Genomic DNA, 16226 nt, shown 5'->3' with positions numbered 1-16226 from the left:
GCAGCGAATGCTATTGCACAGCAGGCTGTTGCAACCAAGGAGTGAAGCGAACATGGCTAACCCGATTAGCAAGGGCTGGAAATACCTCATGGCGTCGTTCGACAACAAGATCGACGAGCACGCAGACCCGAAGGTACAGATCAAGCAAGCAGCCGATGCTGCGAAACAGCAGCACCGGGAAATTTCTGAGCAAGCATCCAAGGTGATTGGTAACCAGAAACAGCTGGAAATGCAGCTGAACCGCTTGTTGCGGAGTCAAGAGGAATATCAGTCACAAGCCCGGGAAGCTTTGCAGGCGGCAGATAAGGCTGAGCGCGACGGAGACGCGGCGAAGGCCCAGCGATTCAACGAGACCGCAGAGCTGATTGCTTCCCAGTTAGTCGGCGTGGAAAAAGAGCTGGAACAGACCAAGGAAATGTATAGTTCCGCGAAACGTTCTTCGGAGCAGGCGAAAGCGGAGCTGCAGAAATCTGAGGCGCGGTTAGAAGAACAGCTCAATGAAGTTCGTCGCCTGGAGCAGCAGGTCGATCAGACCAAGATGCAGGAAAAGACCAGCGAGGCGATGGACTCGATGAATGCACAGATTGGCAGTAATGATTCCACCCCAACGTTGGATGGGGTTCGCGATAAGATCGAGCGTCGTTATGCGAATGCTCTGGGAGCACAAGAACTTTCCCGTAGTTCTGCGAACGATGCCATGGCGGAGATCTCTGCTGGGACTTCAACCCGTGATATCAAGGCCAGTGCGAAATTAGACGAGATTCGCGCCTCGATGGGTACTGGTGCGGGATCGCACAACAAAGCTATTGACTCTGCTGACAACGGCGACGGAAAGCAGTAAGCAGACAGCAGACGGTAGGCTCCAGGCCCTGATTGGCAATAGTATGCCGGTTCTTGTACGCAGTAGCCGACGGCGATAAGCCGTCGAGACCGGCTTTTGTACAACGAAAAGCGCGGACCACGTTGAGGTGGCCCGCGCTTTGTGTTTGGCGGCTATCTACTGGTTATCCGGTTGTCTGCGAACCCGTTAGTTATCGCGCGCAGCGTTGAGCAAGACGCCGCGGATTCCGGAGTGGAACCCGTCACGCAGTTTCACGCGTTGGGATTCGCTCAAGGTGTATTCGTGGAGCGTTTCGCACGCGAACTGCAGAAGTGGCCGGTCTACCTCTGGGGGTAATCCGCCACCGGAAAGCAAGTGCGCCTGATCGCGTTGCTCAGTCGATGCTGCGTTGTCGTACCACCAACGAGCGTACTGCTGGCCGACGTCGTAAGGGGTTTGGAATCCTGCCGAGGTCCAGACTTCCTCCGGCAATGGAACGTAGCGGGAACGAAGTTTGCGACGCGGCGCCATCATGGATGGGGATGGCCGCGGCGTGGCTGGTTTCGGGGAGGATGCGGGTGCTGCGGGCTGGGTGCCTTCGTTGTTTTTAGCGTCGGCACGGGATTCAGCCTGGTGCGTACCCGGGGTTGCGCGGCTTTGTGCATGCAATTCGGCCTCGACTTCAGACGGATCGTTGTCGTCGTCAAGTTGTTCGCCTGGCGCGGTTTCGGGCTGGGTAGTAGGCGCTGCCGGGCTGATTTTTGGTGCAGAATTGTCGCCGCCGGGAGTAGTGGGTGGAGTCGGCGCTACGTCGTCAGACGCTACGGGCGCATCCTTTGCCGTGGACACCTCGCTTGGTTTCGGAGCAGGCGCAACGGTCTCTGCGAATTCGTCGCTGTCTGGTTTCCGTAGGTTTTCGCCCGGTTTTGCGCCGCTTGCCGACGCCGAGTGTTTGTTGTCCGGCAACTTCGGCGATCCGGTCGACGCCGCGGCAGAAGAGGAAGCCGGAGCACCCGGAGCGATCGATGCAGCGCGGTCGGTTGCGGTATCTGAAGTTCCTGGTTCGGAGGCTTTGGCGGTGGTGCCAGCGCCCGCAGTTTCCGGCGTGATTGATTCGCCTGTGGTTGATGCAGATGTTGTTGGGTCGGTGTCGTCGACCTCAGGCTGTGCAGAACCTGCCTGCACATCGGCTCCAGCTTCTGACTTGGCATCGTCTGCTTCTGGAGTCGCGCACTGGGTTTCTCGCACGGTAGGCGGCAGGGGGCCTTCCAAAACCTGTAGTTCCATGGCACCGGTGAAATCCTCCCGGGGATCCAGGATCGTGGTCGTGTCGCAGGCGTGACGCAGCGCAGCCGACATAGAATCCCAACCAAACCCGTAGAGGTGCACGCGAATTCCGGCGTTGGTTGCTTCCTGTACGCCCGGAATCATGTCTGCGTCGCCAGAAACCAGCACCATATCGGTGAATTGTTGTTTGCAAGCGGTGGTCACCATGTCTGCAACAAGCCGCGTGTCGACGGCTTTTTGTGTGCGCCGTTCTCCCCATTCGATTAATTGGCCGGTGCGAAGTTGCACCCCCTCGCACGTCCGTAAGGCGCGTTGGTAGCGGTGTGGCCCGGTATCGGGGATCCCGTCGTACCAGTTCTGCCGGTGCACGCGTTGGCCTAGTTGGTTCGAGATCATGCCATCAAGGATGGCGACGACCTCAGGTAAATCGATTTCTAATTGAGCGCGGGCGCCGATCTCCCACGAGTTATAAAAGCTCGCAAGCAAATAAGAGGTATCGACGTACACAACTGTGCGTTCAAGCATGTCTCCTAAGTCCGTTTCTCTAATAGATCTAAATAAGTTTCTCTATCTAGTTTGCCTGAATACGGGCAATGAGTCGATTAAACCGGACCGTTAACAGGGAGATTCAAGGAGAAAGGCAGTAAGAGACTGGGAAATTCTGGTGTTGAGGCGCGGGATGCGGGGCTTGGCGGAAAGGAAGCGGGCGCACAAAGGTTTAGCGGGAATTAAGACTTAAACACCTGACATAGACGCGGTTATAAGCGGGTTATAACGCGGTTAAGTCTATGCGACATGTTAAGAAAAAACATGGCTTGACCTGCATCAACGAAACCGTTGAACAATCGATTTGCGTAAACTTTTGTTATCGCTTAAGCTTATCCAAGTCGCCGCGAGGGGCTGACAGAGAAAATAACTTCACAGGATGTTGTTTCTGGTGGTTGTTCTGCTTTGTTTGTCTGGCGGGGATGACAATAATTTTATAGGGCCGATGCTTGCCTTTGGTGGTTGCTGACTGTGTGGTTGGTGGTTGTTGTGGGTGGGTTTCGCTGGTTGCTTGTGTGGCAGTCTGGTTCGCGGTGTTGTGATCAACGACACAATGTTCTGGTTTGTGTTCAAGTAACTTGGTGTGTAAAGTCGGTCTGGCTGCTTTGCTGAAAGGCACTTGGTTGATAACAAGTGTTGAGTAGCAGGGTGGTGGTGTTGTGTGAGAACTCAATAGCGTGTCAATGTACTTATTATTTTTGATACTTACTTGATTAGTGGGATGTGGATCCTTTATTTTCTGCATTTGATTAATCGTTTTTGAGTAAGTGTTGCTCTTTGATTTTTCTTTTGTAGTTTTTGACTAGGTTATCAGACTCTTTTTCTGATTTTTTATGGAGAGTTTGATCCTGGCTCAGGACGAACGCTGGCGGCGTGCTTAACACATGCAAGTCGAACGGAAAGGCCTTTTCGGAGGTACTCGAGTGGCGAACGGGTGAGTAACACGTGGGTGATCTGCCCTGCACTCTGGGATAAGCCTGGGAAACTGGGTCTAATACCGGATAGGACCGCACTTTAGTGTGTGTGGTGGAAAGTTTTTTCGGTGTAGGATGAGCCCGCGGCCTATCAGCTTGTTGGTGGGGTAATGGCCTACCAAGGCGGCGACGGGTAGCCGGACTGAGAGGTTGGTCGGCCACATTGGGACTGAGATACGGCCCAGACTCCTACGGGAGGCAGCAGTGGGGAATATTGCACAATGGGCGCAAGCCTGATGCAGCGACGCCGCGTGGGGGATGACGGCCTTCGGGTTGTAAACTCCTTTCGCCAGGGACGAAGCGTTTTGTGACGGTACCTGGAGAAGAAGCACCGGCTAACTACGTGCCAGCAGCCGCGGTAATACGTAGGGTGCAAGCGTTGTCCGGAATTACTGGGCGTAAAGAGCTCGTAGGTGGTTTGTCGCGTCGTCTGTGAAATTCCACAGCTTAACTGTGGGCGTGCAGGCGATACGGGCTGACTTGAGTACTGTAGGGGTAACTGGAATTCCTGGTGTAGCGGTGAAATGCGCAGATATCAGGAGGAACACCGATGGCGAAGGCAGGTTACTGGGCAGTTACTGACGCTGAGGAGCGAAAGCATGGGTAGCAAACAGGATTAGATACCCTGGTAGTCCATGCCGTAAACGGTGGGCGCTAGGTGTAGGGGCCTTTTGGGGTTTCTGTGCCGTAGCTAACGCATTAAGCGCCCCGCCTGGGGAGTACGGCCGCAAGGCTAAAACTCAAAGGAATTGACGGGGGCCCGCACAAGCGGCGGAGCATGTGGATTAATTCGATGCAACGCGAAGAACCTTACCTGGGCTTGACATACACCGGATCGCTGCAGAGATGTAGTTTCCCTTGTGGCTGGTGTACAGGTGGTGCATGGCTGTCGTCAGCTCGTGTCGTGAGATGTTGGGTTAAGTCCCGCAACGAGCGCAACCCTTGTCTTATGTTGCCAGCACGTTATGGTGGGGACTCATGAGAGACTGCCGGGGTTAACTCGGAGGAAGGTGGGGACGACGTCAAGTCATCATGCCCCTTATGTCCAGGGCTTCACACATGCTACAATGGCCGGTACAATGCGCAGCGAGCCTGTGAGGGTGAGCTAATCGCTTAAAGCTGGTCTTAGTTCGGATTGGGGTCTGCAACTCGACCCCATGAAGTCGGAGTCGCTAGTAATCGCAGATCAGCAATGCTGCGGTGAATACGTTCCCGGGCCTTGTACACACCGCCCGTCACGTCATGAAAGTTGGTAACACCCGAAGCCGGTGGCTCAAACTCGTTTAGGGAGCCGTCGAAGGTGGGATCGGCGATTGGGACGAAGTCGTAACAAGGTAGCCGTACCGGAAGGTGCGGCTGGATCACCTCCTTTCTAAGGAGTTTTTATTATCACACTGACTGCTTCCACAGTTGTGGGTGGTTGGTGTGGCTGTGATTGTGTTCATGCACCGTATGTGGGTGTGTGGGTTGCAGCTGATTATTTTTTGTTTTTTTGGGTGTGCATCCTTCTTTACACTTGGTTGGGTTTGTATCAAAGGTTTGTTTGTGTGTTGGCGCGTTGTTGGGTGTCTCGGGCAGCACTGTGTGTTGTTCGTTGACCATCATTTACCGCGGGTGAATGCTTTGATCGTTTGCTTGTGGTTGTGGTTGGTGTGGTGTGTGAGAACTGTATAGTGGACGCGAGCATCTGTACGCATGATGCAGCTTTGTTGTTGTGTTGTGTGTGCTGTGATTTTTTCTTTATGTGTTTATTTTGTTGTGTGTTGTAAGGGCGCATGGTGGATGCCTTGGCATGCTAAGCCGATGAAGGACGTGGAAGGCTGCGTTATGCCTCGGGGAGTTGTCAATCGAGCGTTGATCCGAGGATGTCCGAATGGGGAAACCCGGCTGTGGTTATTCGCAGTCACCTGCTGGTGAATATATAGCTAGTATGGGGGTTACGCGGGGAAGTGAAACATCTCAGTACCCGTAGGAGAAGGAAACAATATGTGATTTCGTGAGTAGCGGCGAGCGAAAGCGAATGGTGGCTAAACCGTATGTGTGTGATACTTGGTAGAGGTTGCATGTGCGGGGTTGTTGGGAGCGATTGTATGACTACTACCATGGTTGTGCTGATGTGCGCGTGTTAGGTGAAGTGGTTTGGAATGGCCCACCGGAGTGGGTGAGAGTCCTGTAGCTGAAGGCATGTGTGTGTTGGTTGATTGTTTCCCGAGTAGCGGCGGGCTCGTGGAATCTGCCGTGAATCTGCCGGGACCACCCGGTAAGCCTAAATACTTAGTGTGACCGATAGCGGATAGTACCGTGAGGGAATGGTGAAAAGTACCCCGGGAGGGGAGTGAAATAGTTCCTGAAACCATGTGCTTACAATCCGTCAGAGCACCTTTTGTTGTGTGATGGCGTGCCTTTTGAAGAATGAGCCTGCGAGTCAGCGGCATGTCGCGAGGTTAACCCGTGTGGGGTAGTCGTAGCGAAAGCGAATCCTAATTGGGTGTTGTTAGTGGCATGTCCTGGACCCGAAGCGGGGTGATCTACCCATGGCCAGTGTGAAGCAGCTGTAAGAGGTTGTGGAGGCGCGAACCCACGTAGGTTGAAAACTGCGGGGATGAGCTGTGGGTAGGGGTGAAAGGCCAATCAAACTCCGTGATAGCTGGTTCTCCCCGAAATGCATTTAGGTGCAGCGTCGTAGTTGAGCTTTGTGGAGGTAGAGCTACTGTTTGGTTGAGCGGGACTATCATCTTAGCAACATCAGACAAACTCCGAATGCCATGTAAGTGTTCTACGGCAGTGAGACTGTGGGGGATAAGCTTCATAGTCGAGAGGGAAACAGCCCAGATCGCCGGCTAAGGCCCCTAAGGGTGTACTAAGTGGAAAAGGATGTGGGATCGCGATGACAGCCAGGAGGTTGGCTTAGAAGCAGCCATCCTTGAAAGAGTGCGTAATAGCTCACTGGTCGAGTGGTTCTGCGCCGATAATGTAGTGGGGCTCAAGTACACCGCCGAAGCCGCGGCAACCATCTTTGATGGATGGTTGGGTAGGGGAGCGTCGTGCATGAGGTGAAGCATGAGTGTGAACACGTGTGGATTGTGTGCGAGTGAGAATGCAGGCATGAGTAACGAATTGTAAGGTGAGAATCCTTACCGCCGGATGACTAAGGGTTCCTGGGTCAAGTTCGTCTTCCCAGGGTGAGTCGGGACCTAAGGCGAGGCCGACAGGCGTAGTCGATGGATAACCAGTTGATATTCTGGTACCCGAGTGTGTGCGTCAATGGTAAAGCAGTGATACTAACCATGTTCGAGACTTATTGATTATGCCCTTTTTGGGTGTGTTGATAGGTTGAGTTTGTGGGGCCTGATCCGTGGTCCAAGTGATGGGGTGACGCAGTAGGGCAGCCACGCCGCTTAGTGGATTGTTGGTGTAAGCGTTGAGGTTGGTGCCATTGGTAAATCCGGGTGCTGTATCTAAGGCGTGATGCATAGCCCGTACAGGGTGAATGTGGTGTGCTTGTGCTGTCGAGAAAAGCCTCTAGCGAGTGCATATTCGGCCCGTACCCTAAACCGACACAGGTAGTCAGGTTGAGAATACTAAGGCGTTCGGGTGAACTGTGGTTAAGGAACTCGGCAAAATGTCCCCGTAACTTCGGGAGAAGGGGAGCCTCACTGGTTGTATAGGCTGGTGGGGCCGCAGAGAATAGAGGGGTCCGACTGTTTATCAAAAACACAGGTCCATGCGAAAACGTGAAGTTGATGTATATGGACTGACGCCTGCCCGGTGCTGGAAGGTTAAGAGGACCTGTTAGACCTTTTGTGGTCGAAGCGGAGAATTTAAGCCCCAGTAAACGGCGGTGGTAACTATAACCATCCTAAGGTAGCGAAATTCCTTGTCGGGTAAGTTCCGACCTGCACGAATGGCGTAACGAGACCCCTGCTGTCTCAACCACAGGCCCGGTGAAATTGCAGTACGAGTAAAGATGCTCGTTACGCGCGGCAGGACGAAAAGACCCCGGGACCTTCACTATAGCTTGGTATTGGTGTTCGGTTTGGCTTGTGTAGGATAGGTGGGAGACTGTGAAGTATGCACGCTAGTGTGTGTGGAGTCGTTGTTGAAATACCACTCTGGCTTGATCGGATACCTGAACCTTGGCCCATGATCTGGGTTGGGGACAGTGCCTGGTGGGTAGTTTAACTGGGGCGGTTGCCTCCTAAAGAGTAACGGAGGCGCCCAAAGGTTTCCTCAGCCTGGTTGGCAATCAGGTTTTGAGTGTAAGTGCACAAGGAAGCTTGACTGTGAGAGTGACTGCTCGAGCAGGGACGAAAGTCGGGACTAGTGATCCGGCACCTACTTGTGGATGTGGTGTCGCTCAACGGATAAAAGGTACCCCGGGGATAACAGGCTGATCTTCCCCAAGAGTCCATATCGACGGGATGGTTTGGCACCTCGATGTCGGCTCGTCGCATCCTGGGGCTGGAGTAGGTCCCAAGGGTTGGGCTGTTCGCCCATTAAAGCGGCACGCGAGCTGGGTTCAGAACGTCGTGAGACAGTTCGGTCTCTATCCGCCGCGCGCGTAGAAACTTGAAAAAGGCTGTCCCTAGTACGAGAGGACCGGGATGGATACACCTCTAGTGTGCCAGTTGTCACGCCCGTGGCATGGCTGGTTGGCTACGTGTAGAAGGGATAACCGCTGAAAGCATCTAAGCGGGAAGCCTGTTTTGAGATGAGGTTTCGTTTGAGGTGCCCTAGAGATTATGGGGTTGATAGGCTAGATCTGGAAGCGTTGTAAGGCGTGGAGGTGACTGGTACTAATTCGCCGAACTACTACAACACGCCAATCGTTGGTTGGTGTTGCGTGTAAAGAAAATGATTGTTTGTTGTTTGCGTCCACTATGCAGTGTTTGACACTCCACACTGGTGTGTGTGGTTGACGGATTAACGCTTGTTTGTGTTGTCTGGTTGGTTGTGTCGGTGGTTTATAGCGGCAGGGAAACGCCCGGTCCCTTTCCGAACCCGGAAGCTAAGCCTGCGTCGCGCTGATGGTACTGCACTCGGGAGGGTGTGGGAGAGTAGGTTGCTGCCGACACTTTATAATTTCATGTTTGGGCCTGTTGGCTGTGGTTACACTGTGTGCACCCTGTGGGTGTGTGGTGGTTACCGCGGTCGGCGGGCCCTTTCTTGTGTATCTAGAAATATCTAAACCGTGGGGAACTCGTGACGGATCGAGGAGGCAATGAAATGGAACCATTCCACCGTCACGAAGCTCTTTTTCACTACGATTGCCTGGCTAACAAGGCTGCCGCAGAAGTAATTAAAAGTTACTCGAGTAGCTTTCACGCAGCCACCTGCCTGTACCCGACGCAGATACGCCAAGATATTAGAAATATTTACGCGGTCGTCCGCATCGCCGACGAAATAGTCGACGGTACTGTGGACCAAGCCTTGCAGGGATCGCCGACTACAGCACTCGATAAATACGAGAAGCTGGTTTTAGAAGCACCGCAGCATCGCTTTCACACAGATCTGATCCTGCACGCCTACGCAAATACCGCACGGCGCTGCGAGTTAAGCAACGAGCACATGAAGGCGTTCTTTCGCTCAATGCGCATGGATCTCGGCAAAACGGACTACACGGGGCCCGAATTGGCTGATTATATCTACGGCTCGGCGGAAGTCATCGGCCTAATCTGCCTTGACATATTTTTCCAACAGTATCCGAAGCCCGATTCGGCAACGTGGCAACGGTTGCAAGACGGGGCCAAACGCCTCGGAGCTGGCTTCCAAAAAGCTAATTTTCTTCGCGACTACACCGATGATGTCACAATTCGCGGCCGCTATTATTACACAGAGCTAGCGACGGATTCGGCTAACGAAGCGTACGAGCGGATAATTCAAGAGATCTACTCCGACTTCGCCTTCGCGGAGGAAGTGTTGAAGTTTCTTCCTAACCGTGTGCAACCTGCCGTCCGCGCGGCCTTAAGGATTTATGACCAGCTGGCGCAACAATTAGCCGAAAACCCCGCGGCCGTATTGGGTAATTCCGCAGAACGTGCACGCTTGTCCGTACCGAAGCTGACTAAAGCAGGTGTGCTTACCCGATGTATTGCAGAATTCGGCTATGGTGCGATACACCAAAAACTGCAACAAAACCCGCGCAGAAAGCACAACCCATGAAACAACAGGCTCTGGTCATCGGTGCAGGCATCACAGGTCTTGCTAGTGCCGCGCTGCTTGCGCGCAGAGGGTTCGAGGTTACCGTGGTAGAAAAGAACCGGACCACCGGAGGCCGGATTGGAGAGATAACCGATGATGGCTTCCGCTTCGAAACCGGGCCATCGTGGTACCTCATGCCGGATGCATACGAGCAGTTCTTCCAGCTCATGGGCACAACTGTGGCAGAACAACTCGAACTACGCACCCTTGATCCCGCCTACCGGATGTACACCGGACCCAAAGAATATCTTGATATTCCCTTTGGCGCGGACAAGATCACAGCGCTTTTTGAATCCATAGAACCCGGCGCAGGTGCAAAGCTATCTCACTACCTTGAGTCTGCTCACTTGGTCTACACCATTGCGCTAGACCGGTTTTTGTACACGACGTTCGCATCACCGCGGCCTTTTATGACAACAACGGTTCTCGGAAAAGCGTGGAGCCTTGTTCGGTTTCTGTGTGAACCCCTCGAGCGTTTCGTCGACAAGCAGTTTCGGGACCACCGACTGCGAAAAATCCTGCAATACCCGGCAGTATTCTTGTCGACGCAGCCACGAACTGCACCCAGCATGTACCACCTGATGAGTCACACCGATTTGCAGCTAGGCGTGCAGTATCCCGCAGGTGGTTTTCGCGCGATCGTCGATGCTATCGAAAGCCTCGCACGGGAGCATGGGGTACGGATTGAATTCGGTGCAGAGGCAACAAAACTACATAGTTCCGGGGGAGCCGGTCGGGCAGCGCGTATCACAACAGTGAGCGTCGCCACCGATGATGGGACGAAGGTGTATCACCCGGACGTGGTGGTATCCACAGCGGATTTGCACCACACTGAGACTGCGTTGGTGCCGCGCGAATACCAGAGTTATCCAGAGACTTACTTTGCGAAAAAAGACCCGGGCATCGGCACGGTGCTGGTGATGCTGGGGGTCCGTGGGAAGCTGCCGCAGCTGGCTCACCACACTTTGCTGCTGTCGCGGCATTGGCAGAAGGATTTCGACAGCGTGTTCTCCGCATCGGGTGCGTTAGCAGCGGACAAAATGTCGTCGTCAATTTATCTGTGCACACCTTCTGCCACAGATGACACGGTCGCCCCCGCAGCCTGCGAAAATCTTTTTGTGCTTGTTCCCACGGCTGCCGACGTCGGCATCGGGCACGGTACTGGGTATCCGACCCACACAACCGACAGCCTCGAGAGTCTCCACAGCGTCGAGAACGGCGACAGCGTCGAGAACCTCGAGAACGTCGAAGGCTTTGCTGGAGATCGAGTAGGCCGCCATTGCCAACAAGAATCACCGGCCGTGACGGCCATCGTCGACAAGGCCCTGGATAGGATCGCGGAATATACCGGGATCAATGATCTATCCGAGCGCATCATCGTACGGCACACCTTAGGGCCTGCGGATTTTGCGGCGGATTTTCATGCGTGGCGCGGCGGTGCACTGGGGCCGGCGCACACACTGGTGCAGTCAGCGATGTTTCGCCCGCAGAATCGATCGGCAAAGCTCACGAACCTGTATTACGCCGGTGCGACAGTAACGCCAGGTGTAGGGGTGCCGATGTGCCTAATTTCTGCCGAAAACGTGCTCAAGCGCATCGACGGACGCACCGATTCACGCCCGATGCGTGCCGACGAAGTGCTCAACGGCAATAGCGGGCTAGCGTGATGATCAAACAACGGTGATCAAGCAGCGATGCTTAAACCACTAGGCAGTGCCCTCGAAAGTATCTGACACGGAAAGGGGAGTACGGAAGCTGCGGTGCGTTCCGCTCAGTGGATCTGTGAATGAGATTTCCCGGGCGATCAGGTGCATGGGCACCGCAAAATCTTCTTCGTCCTCCGTATATATCCGCGGATACACCGGATCTCCCAGAATCGGAACCCCTGCCGCCCACATGTGCAGGCGCAGTTGGTGAGTTTTTCCGGTGACGGGCGCGAGCCGGTAGTGCGCGAGTGGCGGTTGCCTGCCGTGGATTTTTTCCAACTCTGCTTGTTCTGCAGCGCTGCACTGAGTAATAGCTTCCAGGTGGGTAATCGCGTTGGGCTCGCCGTCGACGAAGCGGCCTTGCAGTTCACCGGGGTTTTTCTCCAGGCGCGAGCGCCAGGTAAGTCGGCCGTCGGCAAGCGATTGCACCAGGCGAGAATCATAGGGCGCGATGGCTTCGTACACTTTGGATACCTGCCGCTGGGCAAACAAAGTCTGATACGGCCCGCGCAGTTCTGGGCGGGTGGTAAATACCACCAATCCGGAGGTCAGGCGGTCCAGGCGGTGTGCAGGGGAGAGTTCCGGAATGCCGGTGAGGCGGCGCAGCTGCACGGTGGCAGTCTGCACAATGTGGCGGGCACGCGGCATCGTCGCCATGAATGGGGGCTTATGAACGACCAGCAGGTCATCGTCGCGGTGAATGATGGAAAGCCGGTAGGGGACCGTAATTTCTGGGGCTGGTGTTTTGTAGAAGAAGAGCTCGCAGTTTTCCGGCAACAGCTCGTCTGGGGAAAGCGGGGTACCGTTATGGCGTACCACCTCATTGTCACGAAAGCGCTGGTAGATTGCGTCCCAAGTATCATCGGGGTGGCGGTGACGCTGGGAAAAAATGACTTCAGCAACGGCATCGGCGGCCCTCATTCCGGTTGGAGGGGCACCTTGAATACGGATGCGCGTGGGGTTGAGACCATCTTTGATGGGCAACGGGGTGGACTTTCGGCGCATAACGTTTATTATATCGTTATGGATTTGAACGCATTCTTGGAACCAATTACCAACTTCTTCGCCTCTGAGCTGGGCGCCACCATCTCGCGGGTGCTCCACGGCATCTTCCAGTTCCTCTACCCAGCTAACTCCGAAGCCGCGCACAAGTAAAAGTTTTCTCCGCTACTCCCACGCCGTCGCTGGTGTAGCGGTCTACGGGGCCGCGGTTGTGCTGCGATGACAAGCACGAAGAGGCGTTGTGGGCACCTATGATTCGCGGCGAATCTGCGGACAGGCATAGTGATCGCGGCTATACTGGGTGGTGGAAGGGATATTTTCGCCGGATTTGCTCATATCAGGTTCGGTCAGAGGTATTCACCAGTTATGGCTGAAAACGACCTGGAGAAAGGGCGGTTGCAATGTCCAAAGAAGATATCATTGTTGTAGCAGTAGACGGATCCGACGCCTCCAACGAGGCAGTGCGTTGGGCTGCCAACACGGCAGCGAAACGCGAAATTCCCTTGCGTTTGGCTTCGAGTTACACGATGCCGCAGTTCTTGTATGCAGAGGGGATGGCTCCACCCAAGGAGCTTTACGACGAGCTGCAGGGAGAAACTTTAGACAAGATTGAAGCCGCGCGGAAGATCGCCCTTGAGGTGGCTCCGGATATTAAAATCGGCCACACTGTTGCCGAAGGCTCGCCAATCGACATGCTGCTAGAAATGTCCAACGACGTCACCATGATCGTGTTGGGTTCCCGCGGCTTGGGTGGCCTGTCCGGCATGGTAATGGGCTCCGTGTCTGCCGCCGTCGTTTCCCACTCCACCTGCCCGGTTGTGGTGGTGCGCGAAGATTCCGGAGTTACCGAATCGTCCAAGTACGGCCCCGTCGTCGTCGGTGTGGATGGTTCCGAGGTTTCCCAGAAAGCCACCGAATATGCTTTCGCGGAAGCGCATGCTCGTGGCTCCGAGCTGATTGCCGTGAATACCTGGATGGATATGCAGGTACAGGCATCGCTGGCTGGTTTGACGGCTGCGCAGAAAGAATGGGAACAAACCGAAAAAGAACAAAAGCAGATGATGGACGAGCGCCTGTCTGCTTTGGCTGAGAAGTACCCAGAAGTTCCAGTGAAAAAGATCGTGACCCGGGACCGCCCAGTGCGCGCGCTGGCAGAAAACGCGGAAAACGCGCAGTTGCTGGTCACTGGTTCACACGGACGCGGCGGTTTCAAGGGAATGCTGCTAGGTTCTACCTCCCGTGCACTGTTGCAATCTGCTCCGTGCCCAATGATGGTTGTTCGCCCAGAATCGGAGTAAAAAATGGAAACCCTTAGCCTAGGAATTATCGCCTGGATCATCATCGGTGGCCTGGCAGGATGGATTGCTGGGAAGATTAAAGATTCCAGCCAAGGTTTCTTCGGAAACATCATCGTCGGCATCGTCGGCGGTGTGCTTGGTGGATGGCTGCTCAGCATCATCGGATTTGATGTCGCCAGTGGTGGCTTCTGGTTCAGTTTGCTCACAGCAGTTCTGGGATCTGTGATCCTGCTGTCGCTTCTGAACGCGATCAAGAAATAACACTGCAGGCGCAGTAGATTTCGCCAGTCGGTTTTTACCGGCTGGCTTTTTTATTTTTATTGCCTGGGATTTGAATAGAAAAACTCTTCCTGGTGCGCGGTGACTGAACCGGGTGGTCTATATTGTATGTAGACCGACTAGTACAGATGCGTTGCGCGATCGCGCATGCGGCCGAGAACAGGAAGGAGCCGGAGTGAGCACCGCCAAGAAAAAGACGACGGCTAGCCGTCGCCAGAACCGCCCGAGTCCCCGCACTCGGTTGCTCAACTCTGCCACCAAACTTTTCGACACCGAAGGCATCCGGGTCATCGGTATTGACCGAATTCTGCGTGACGCAGACGTGGCCAAAGCCTCGCTGTATTCCTTATTTGGTTCCAAAGACGCTCTGGTTACCGCCTATATCGAGAAACTTGACGAAGACTTCCGCAACGACTGGCAACAGCGCACCGCGGAGATGACCAACGTGGAAGAAAAAATCTTGGCGTTTTTCGATAAAGCCATTGACGACGAACCAGAAAAAGACTTCCGCGGCTCGCACTTCCTTAACGCCGCCAACGAATACCCGAAGCCAGAGACGGACTCGGAACGGCAAATCATCTCTGCGTGCATGAACCACCGCAGCTGGGTACACGACACCATGACCGCGCTGTTGAACGAGAAAAACGGTTATCCGTCAGCGACTCAAGCCTCGCAGCTGTTGATCTTCCTGGACGGTGGGCTTGCCGGTGCGCGCTTGACCCGCAGTATCAACCCGCTGGTGACCGCGCGGGATTTAGCACGCCAGATGTTGGCAGCGCCTCCCGCGGATTATTCGATTTAATCGCGCTCGCTGTCGTGGCGACCGTCGGCGGGTTCGTCAGAGCGCGCAGCTTCCTCCGGTTCAGCCGCGCCGGATTCTTCCCCGGTACCCGCCTTTTTCGCAGCTTTTTCTGCTCGGCGCTGTCGTGAGATCTCTAGTCTTGCCTGTTGCTGTTTTTTCCGCAGTTCCTTTTTCTCAGCGCGCTCTTGTTCTGTTACACGCTGTTGTTCTTCCCGGGCAGCAGCGAGCTCCTTCGCATATTCCGGATCCTTTCGGGCCTGCTTATTCTCCCGCTTACGTTCGCGTTTGCGCTGTTTGCGGTCTTTTTTGCGCTGCCGGAACAACTGGTGGGATTCACGCCGGGCCTCGTGGTGTTCTTCGCGCAACGGATAACGCACACGCACCATTACGATGAACAGCAGCGACTGCACCAGTGTCCACAAGTTATTGATGAACCAATAGATGATAATCGCCCACGGGATCGGGACATTGAAGGCGACGAAAAACAGCATGACCGGTACAAAAACCGACATGATAATCATGAACTTGAACAACCGACGCGCGAGCGCATTGGACCACTCGGTGGTATAAAACGCGCGGAACGTACTGATTACCAGGTTGATCACGGTAAAAGCGATCGCCAGCAGCAGCGCTGGCATCATGCCGGAAATCACTTCATCGGTAGTGATTCCGAAGGCCTGCTCCAAGTCCGGACCCATCGAAGCGAATGCCGGAAGAGGAATTCCTAAAAACTCGGTATTGCGGAAATCGCTGACTTCCGCTGCCGTCAGCAACCCGATCGATTCTGCAGGGGCAATCCCCGCCCCAGCACCAGCAGCGTCTGCAACACCAGCAGCTGCACCGGCGTCGGCGGCAGCGTCGGCACCAACGTCCCCGGAACCACCCTCCAGTGGGTTCGCCATCAACAGCAGCAAACGATACAAACCGATGAAGACCGGAATCATGATCAGCGGAGGTATACACCCCATCGCTGGGCGGTAGCTGTATTCGTCGAAAAGCGCTTGCTTCTTCTTTTGGTAGTCGCGTATTTCGTCGGTATCGGTAACTTCTGCGTATTCCTTATCGAGCGCCTGCATCCGGGGACGAATCAATGCACCGATGCGCCCCGATCGTGCCGAATACCAGGTCAGCGGTGCAATGAGCCCGCGGACAGTGACGATGAGAAACGGGATGGAGATCAGCCACGACACGGAATCTTCCAGCCCGAAGACATTCTGAAAAAGCAGATGCCAGAGTTTCATCACCGCCGAAACGGGATACATGAACATGTCATATAAAGTTTCCATAGAAAGAGCGCGCTTCCTTCCGACG

At 54.6% G+C, this 16226-nt stretch carries 10 protein-coding genes, 3 rRNA genes and 2 pseudogenes; 10 read left to right on the top strand and 5 right to left on the bottom strand.

The genetic code is table 11. The annotated features are described in order from the left end of the window. The first annotated feature begins 52 nt into the window (after positions 1 to 52). Positions 53 to 841, top strand: a complete 789-nt coding sequence (locus tag ACP8MI_RS10510; RefSeq protein ID WP_018120541.1) for a PspA/IM30 family protein — start codon at positions 53 to 55, stop codon at positions 839 to 841. A gap of 186 nt (positions 842 to 1027) precedes the next feature. Here the strand turns inward: ACP8MI_RS10510 and ACP8MI_RS10505 are convergent. The 3 genes and pseudogenes from ACP8MI_RS10505 to ACP8MI_RS10495 form a co-directional block, all read right to left on the bottom strand. Then, positions 1028 to 1366, bottom strand: a pseudogene (locus ACP8MI_RS10505) (NYN domain-containing protein); the annotation flags it as partial. 695 nt (positions 1367 to 2061) lie between these two features. Continuing rightward, positions 2062 to 2632: pseudogene (locus ACP8MI_RS10500) on the bottom strand (NYN domain-containing protein); the annotation flags it as partial. Between the two features lie 340 nt (positions 2633 to 2972). Then, positions 2973 to 3398 carry a hypothetical protein gene (locus ACP8MI_RS10495; protein WP_490290666.1) on the bottom strand — a complete coding sequence of 142 codons (426 nt, stop codon included), beginning with the start codon at positions 3396 to 3398 and terminating at the stop codon, positions 2973 to 2975. Between the two features lie 85 nt (positions 3399 to 3483). Between ACP8MI_RS10495 and ACP8MI_RS10490 the strand changes: the two genes are divergently transcribed. From ACP8MI_RS10490 to crtI, 5 genes are all read left to right on the top strand, one after another. Further along, a 16S ribosomal RNA gene (locus ACP8MI_RS10490) occupies positions 3484 to 4999 on the top strand. A gap of 383 nt (positions 5000 to 5382) precedes the next feature. Beyond that, positions 5383 to 8448: ribosomal RNA gene (locus ACP8MI_RS10485) — 23S ribosomal RNA — on the top strand. Between the two features lie 134 nt (positions 8449 to 8582). Next, positions 8583 to 8701: ribosomal RNA gene (gene rrf, locus ACP8MI_RS10480) — 5S ribosomal RNA — on the top strand. The 16S, 23S and 5S rRNA genes sit together here, the layout of an rRNA operon. A gap of 152 nt (positions 8702 to 8853) precedes the next feature. Then, the gene (locus tag ACP8MI_RS10475; protein WP_018121623.1) at positions 8854 to 9789 is read left to right on the top strand and encodes a phytoene/squalene synthase family protein; all 936 of its coding nucleotides are present in this window, start codon (positions 8854 to 8856) and stop codon (positions 9787 to 9789) included. Further along, positions 9786 to 11495, top strand: a complete 1710-nt coding sequence (gene crtI / locus ACP8MI_RS10470; RefSeq protein WP_018121624.1) for a phytoene desaturase family protein — start codon at positions 9786 to 9788, stop codon at positions 11493 to 11495. Before ACP8MI_RS10475 ends, crtI begins: the two co-directional genes overlap by 4 nt. Positions 11496 to 11534: 39 nt before the next feature. Here the strand turns inward: crtI and ACP8MI_RS10465 are convergent, their stop codons facing one another. Next, the gene (locus ACP8MI_RS10465) at positions 11535 to 12539 is read right to left on the bottom strand and encodes a pseudouridine synthase (RefSeq protein WP_081604998.1); all 1005 of its coding nucleotides are present in this window, start codon (positions 12537 to 12539) and stop codon (positions 11535 to 11537) included. 18 nt (positions 12540 to 12557) lie between these two features. Between ACP8MI_RS10465 and ACP8MI_RS10460 the strand changes: the two genes are divergently transcribed. The 4 genes from ACP8MI_RS10460 (at position 12558) to ACP8MI_RS10445 (ending at position 14915) form a co-directional block, all read left to right on the top strand. After that, a complete protein-coding gene (locus ACP8MI_RS10460; RefSeq protein WP_260850111.1) occupies positions 12558 to 12689 on the top strand; it encodes a hypothetical protein in 132 nt (43 codons plus the stop codon). A 248-nt stretch (positions 12690 to 12937) separates the two neighbouring features. Next, a complete protein-coding gene (locus ACP8MI_RS10455; protein ID WP_018121627.1) occupies positions 12938 to 13834 on the top strand; it encodes a universal stress protein in 897 nt (298 codons plus the stop codon). A 3-nt stretch (positions 13835 to 13837) separates the two neighbouring features. Next, positions 13838 to 14095, top strand: coding sequence for a GlsB/YeaQ/YmgE family stress response membrane protein (locus ACP8MI_RS10450; protein WP_018121628.1), 258 nt, complete (start codon positions 13838 to 13840; stop codon positions 14093 to 14095). Positions 14096 to 14288: 193 nt separating this feature from the next. Further along, positions 14289 to 14915 carry a TetR/AcrR family transcriptional regulator gene (locus ACP8MI_RS10445; protein ID WP_018121629.1) on the top strand — a complete coding sequence of 209 codons (627 nt, stop codon included), beginning with the start codon at positions 14289 to 14291 and terminating at the stop codon, positions 14913 to 14915. Here ACP8MI_RS10445 and yidC read toward each other — a convergent pair. Then, on the bottom strand, positions 14912 to 16201 hold the full coding sequence (gene yidC / locus ACP8MI_RS10440; protein ID WP_126844813.1) for a membrane protein insertase YidC: 1290 nt from the start codon (positions 16199 to 16201) through the stop codon (positions 14912 to 14914). The genes ACP8MI_RS10445 and yidC overlap by 4 nt on opposite strands. Between the last annotated feature and the right edge of the window lie 25 nt (positions 16202 to 16226).

It is taken from the genome of Corynebacterium sp. LaCa_70, assembly GCF_058182015.1.
This window is presented reverse-complemented; position numbering and strand designations above follow the sequence as displayed.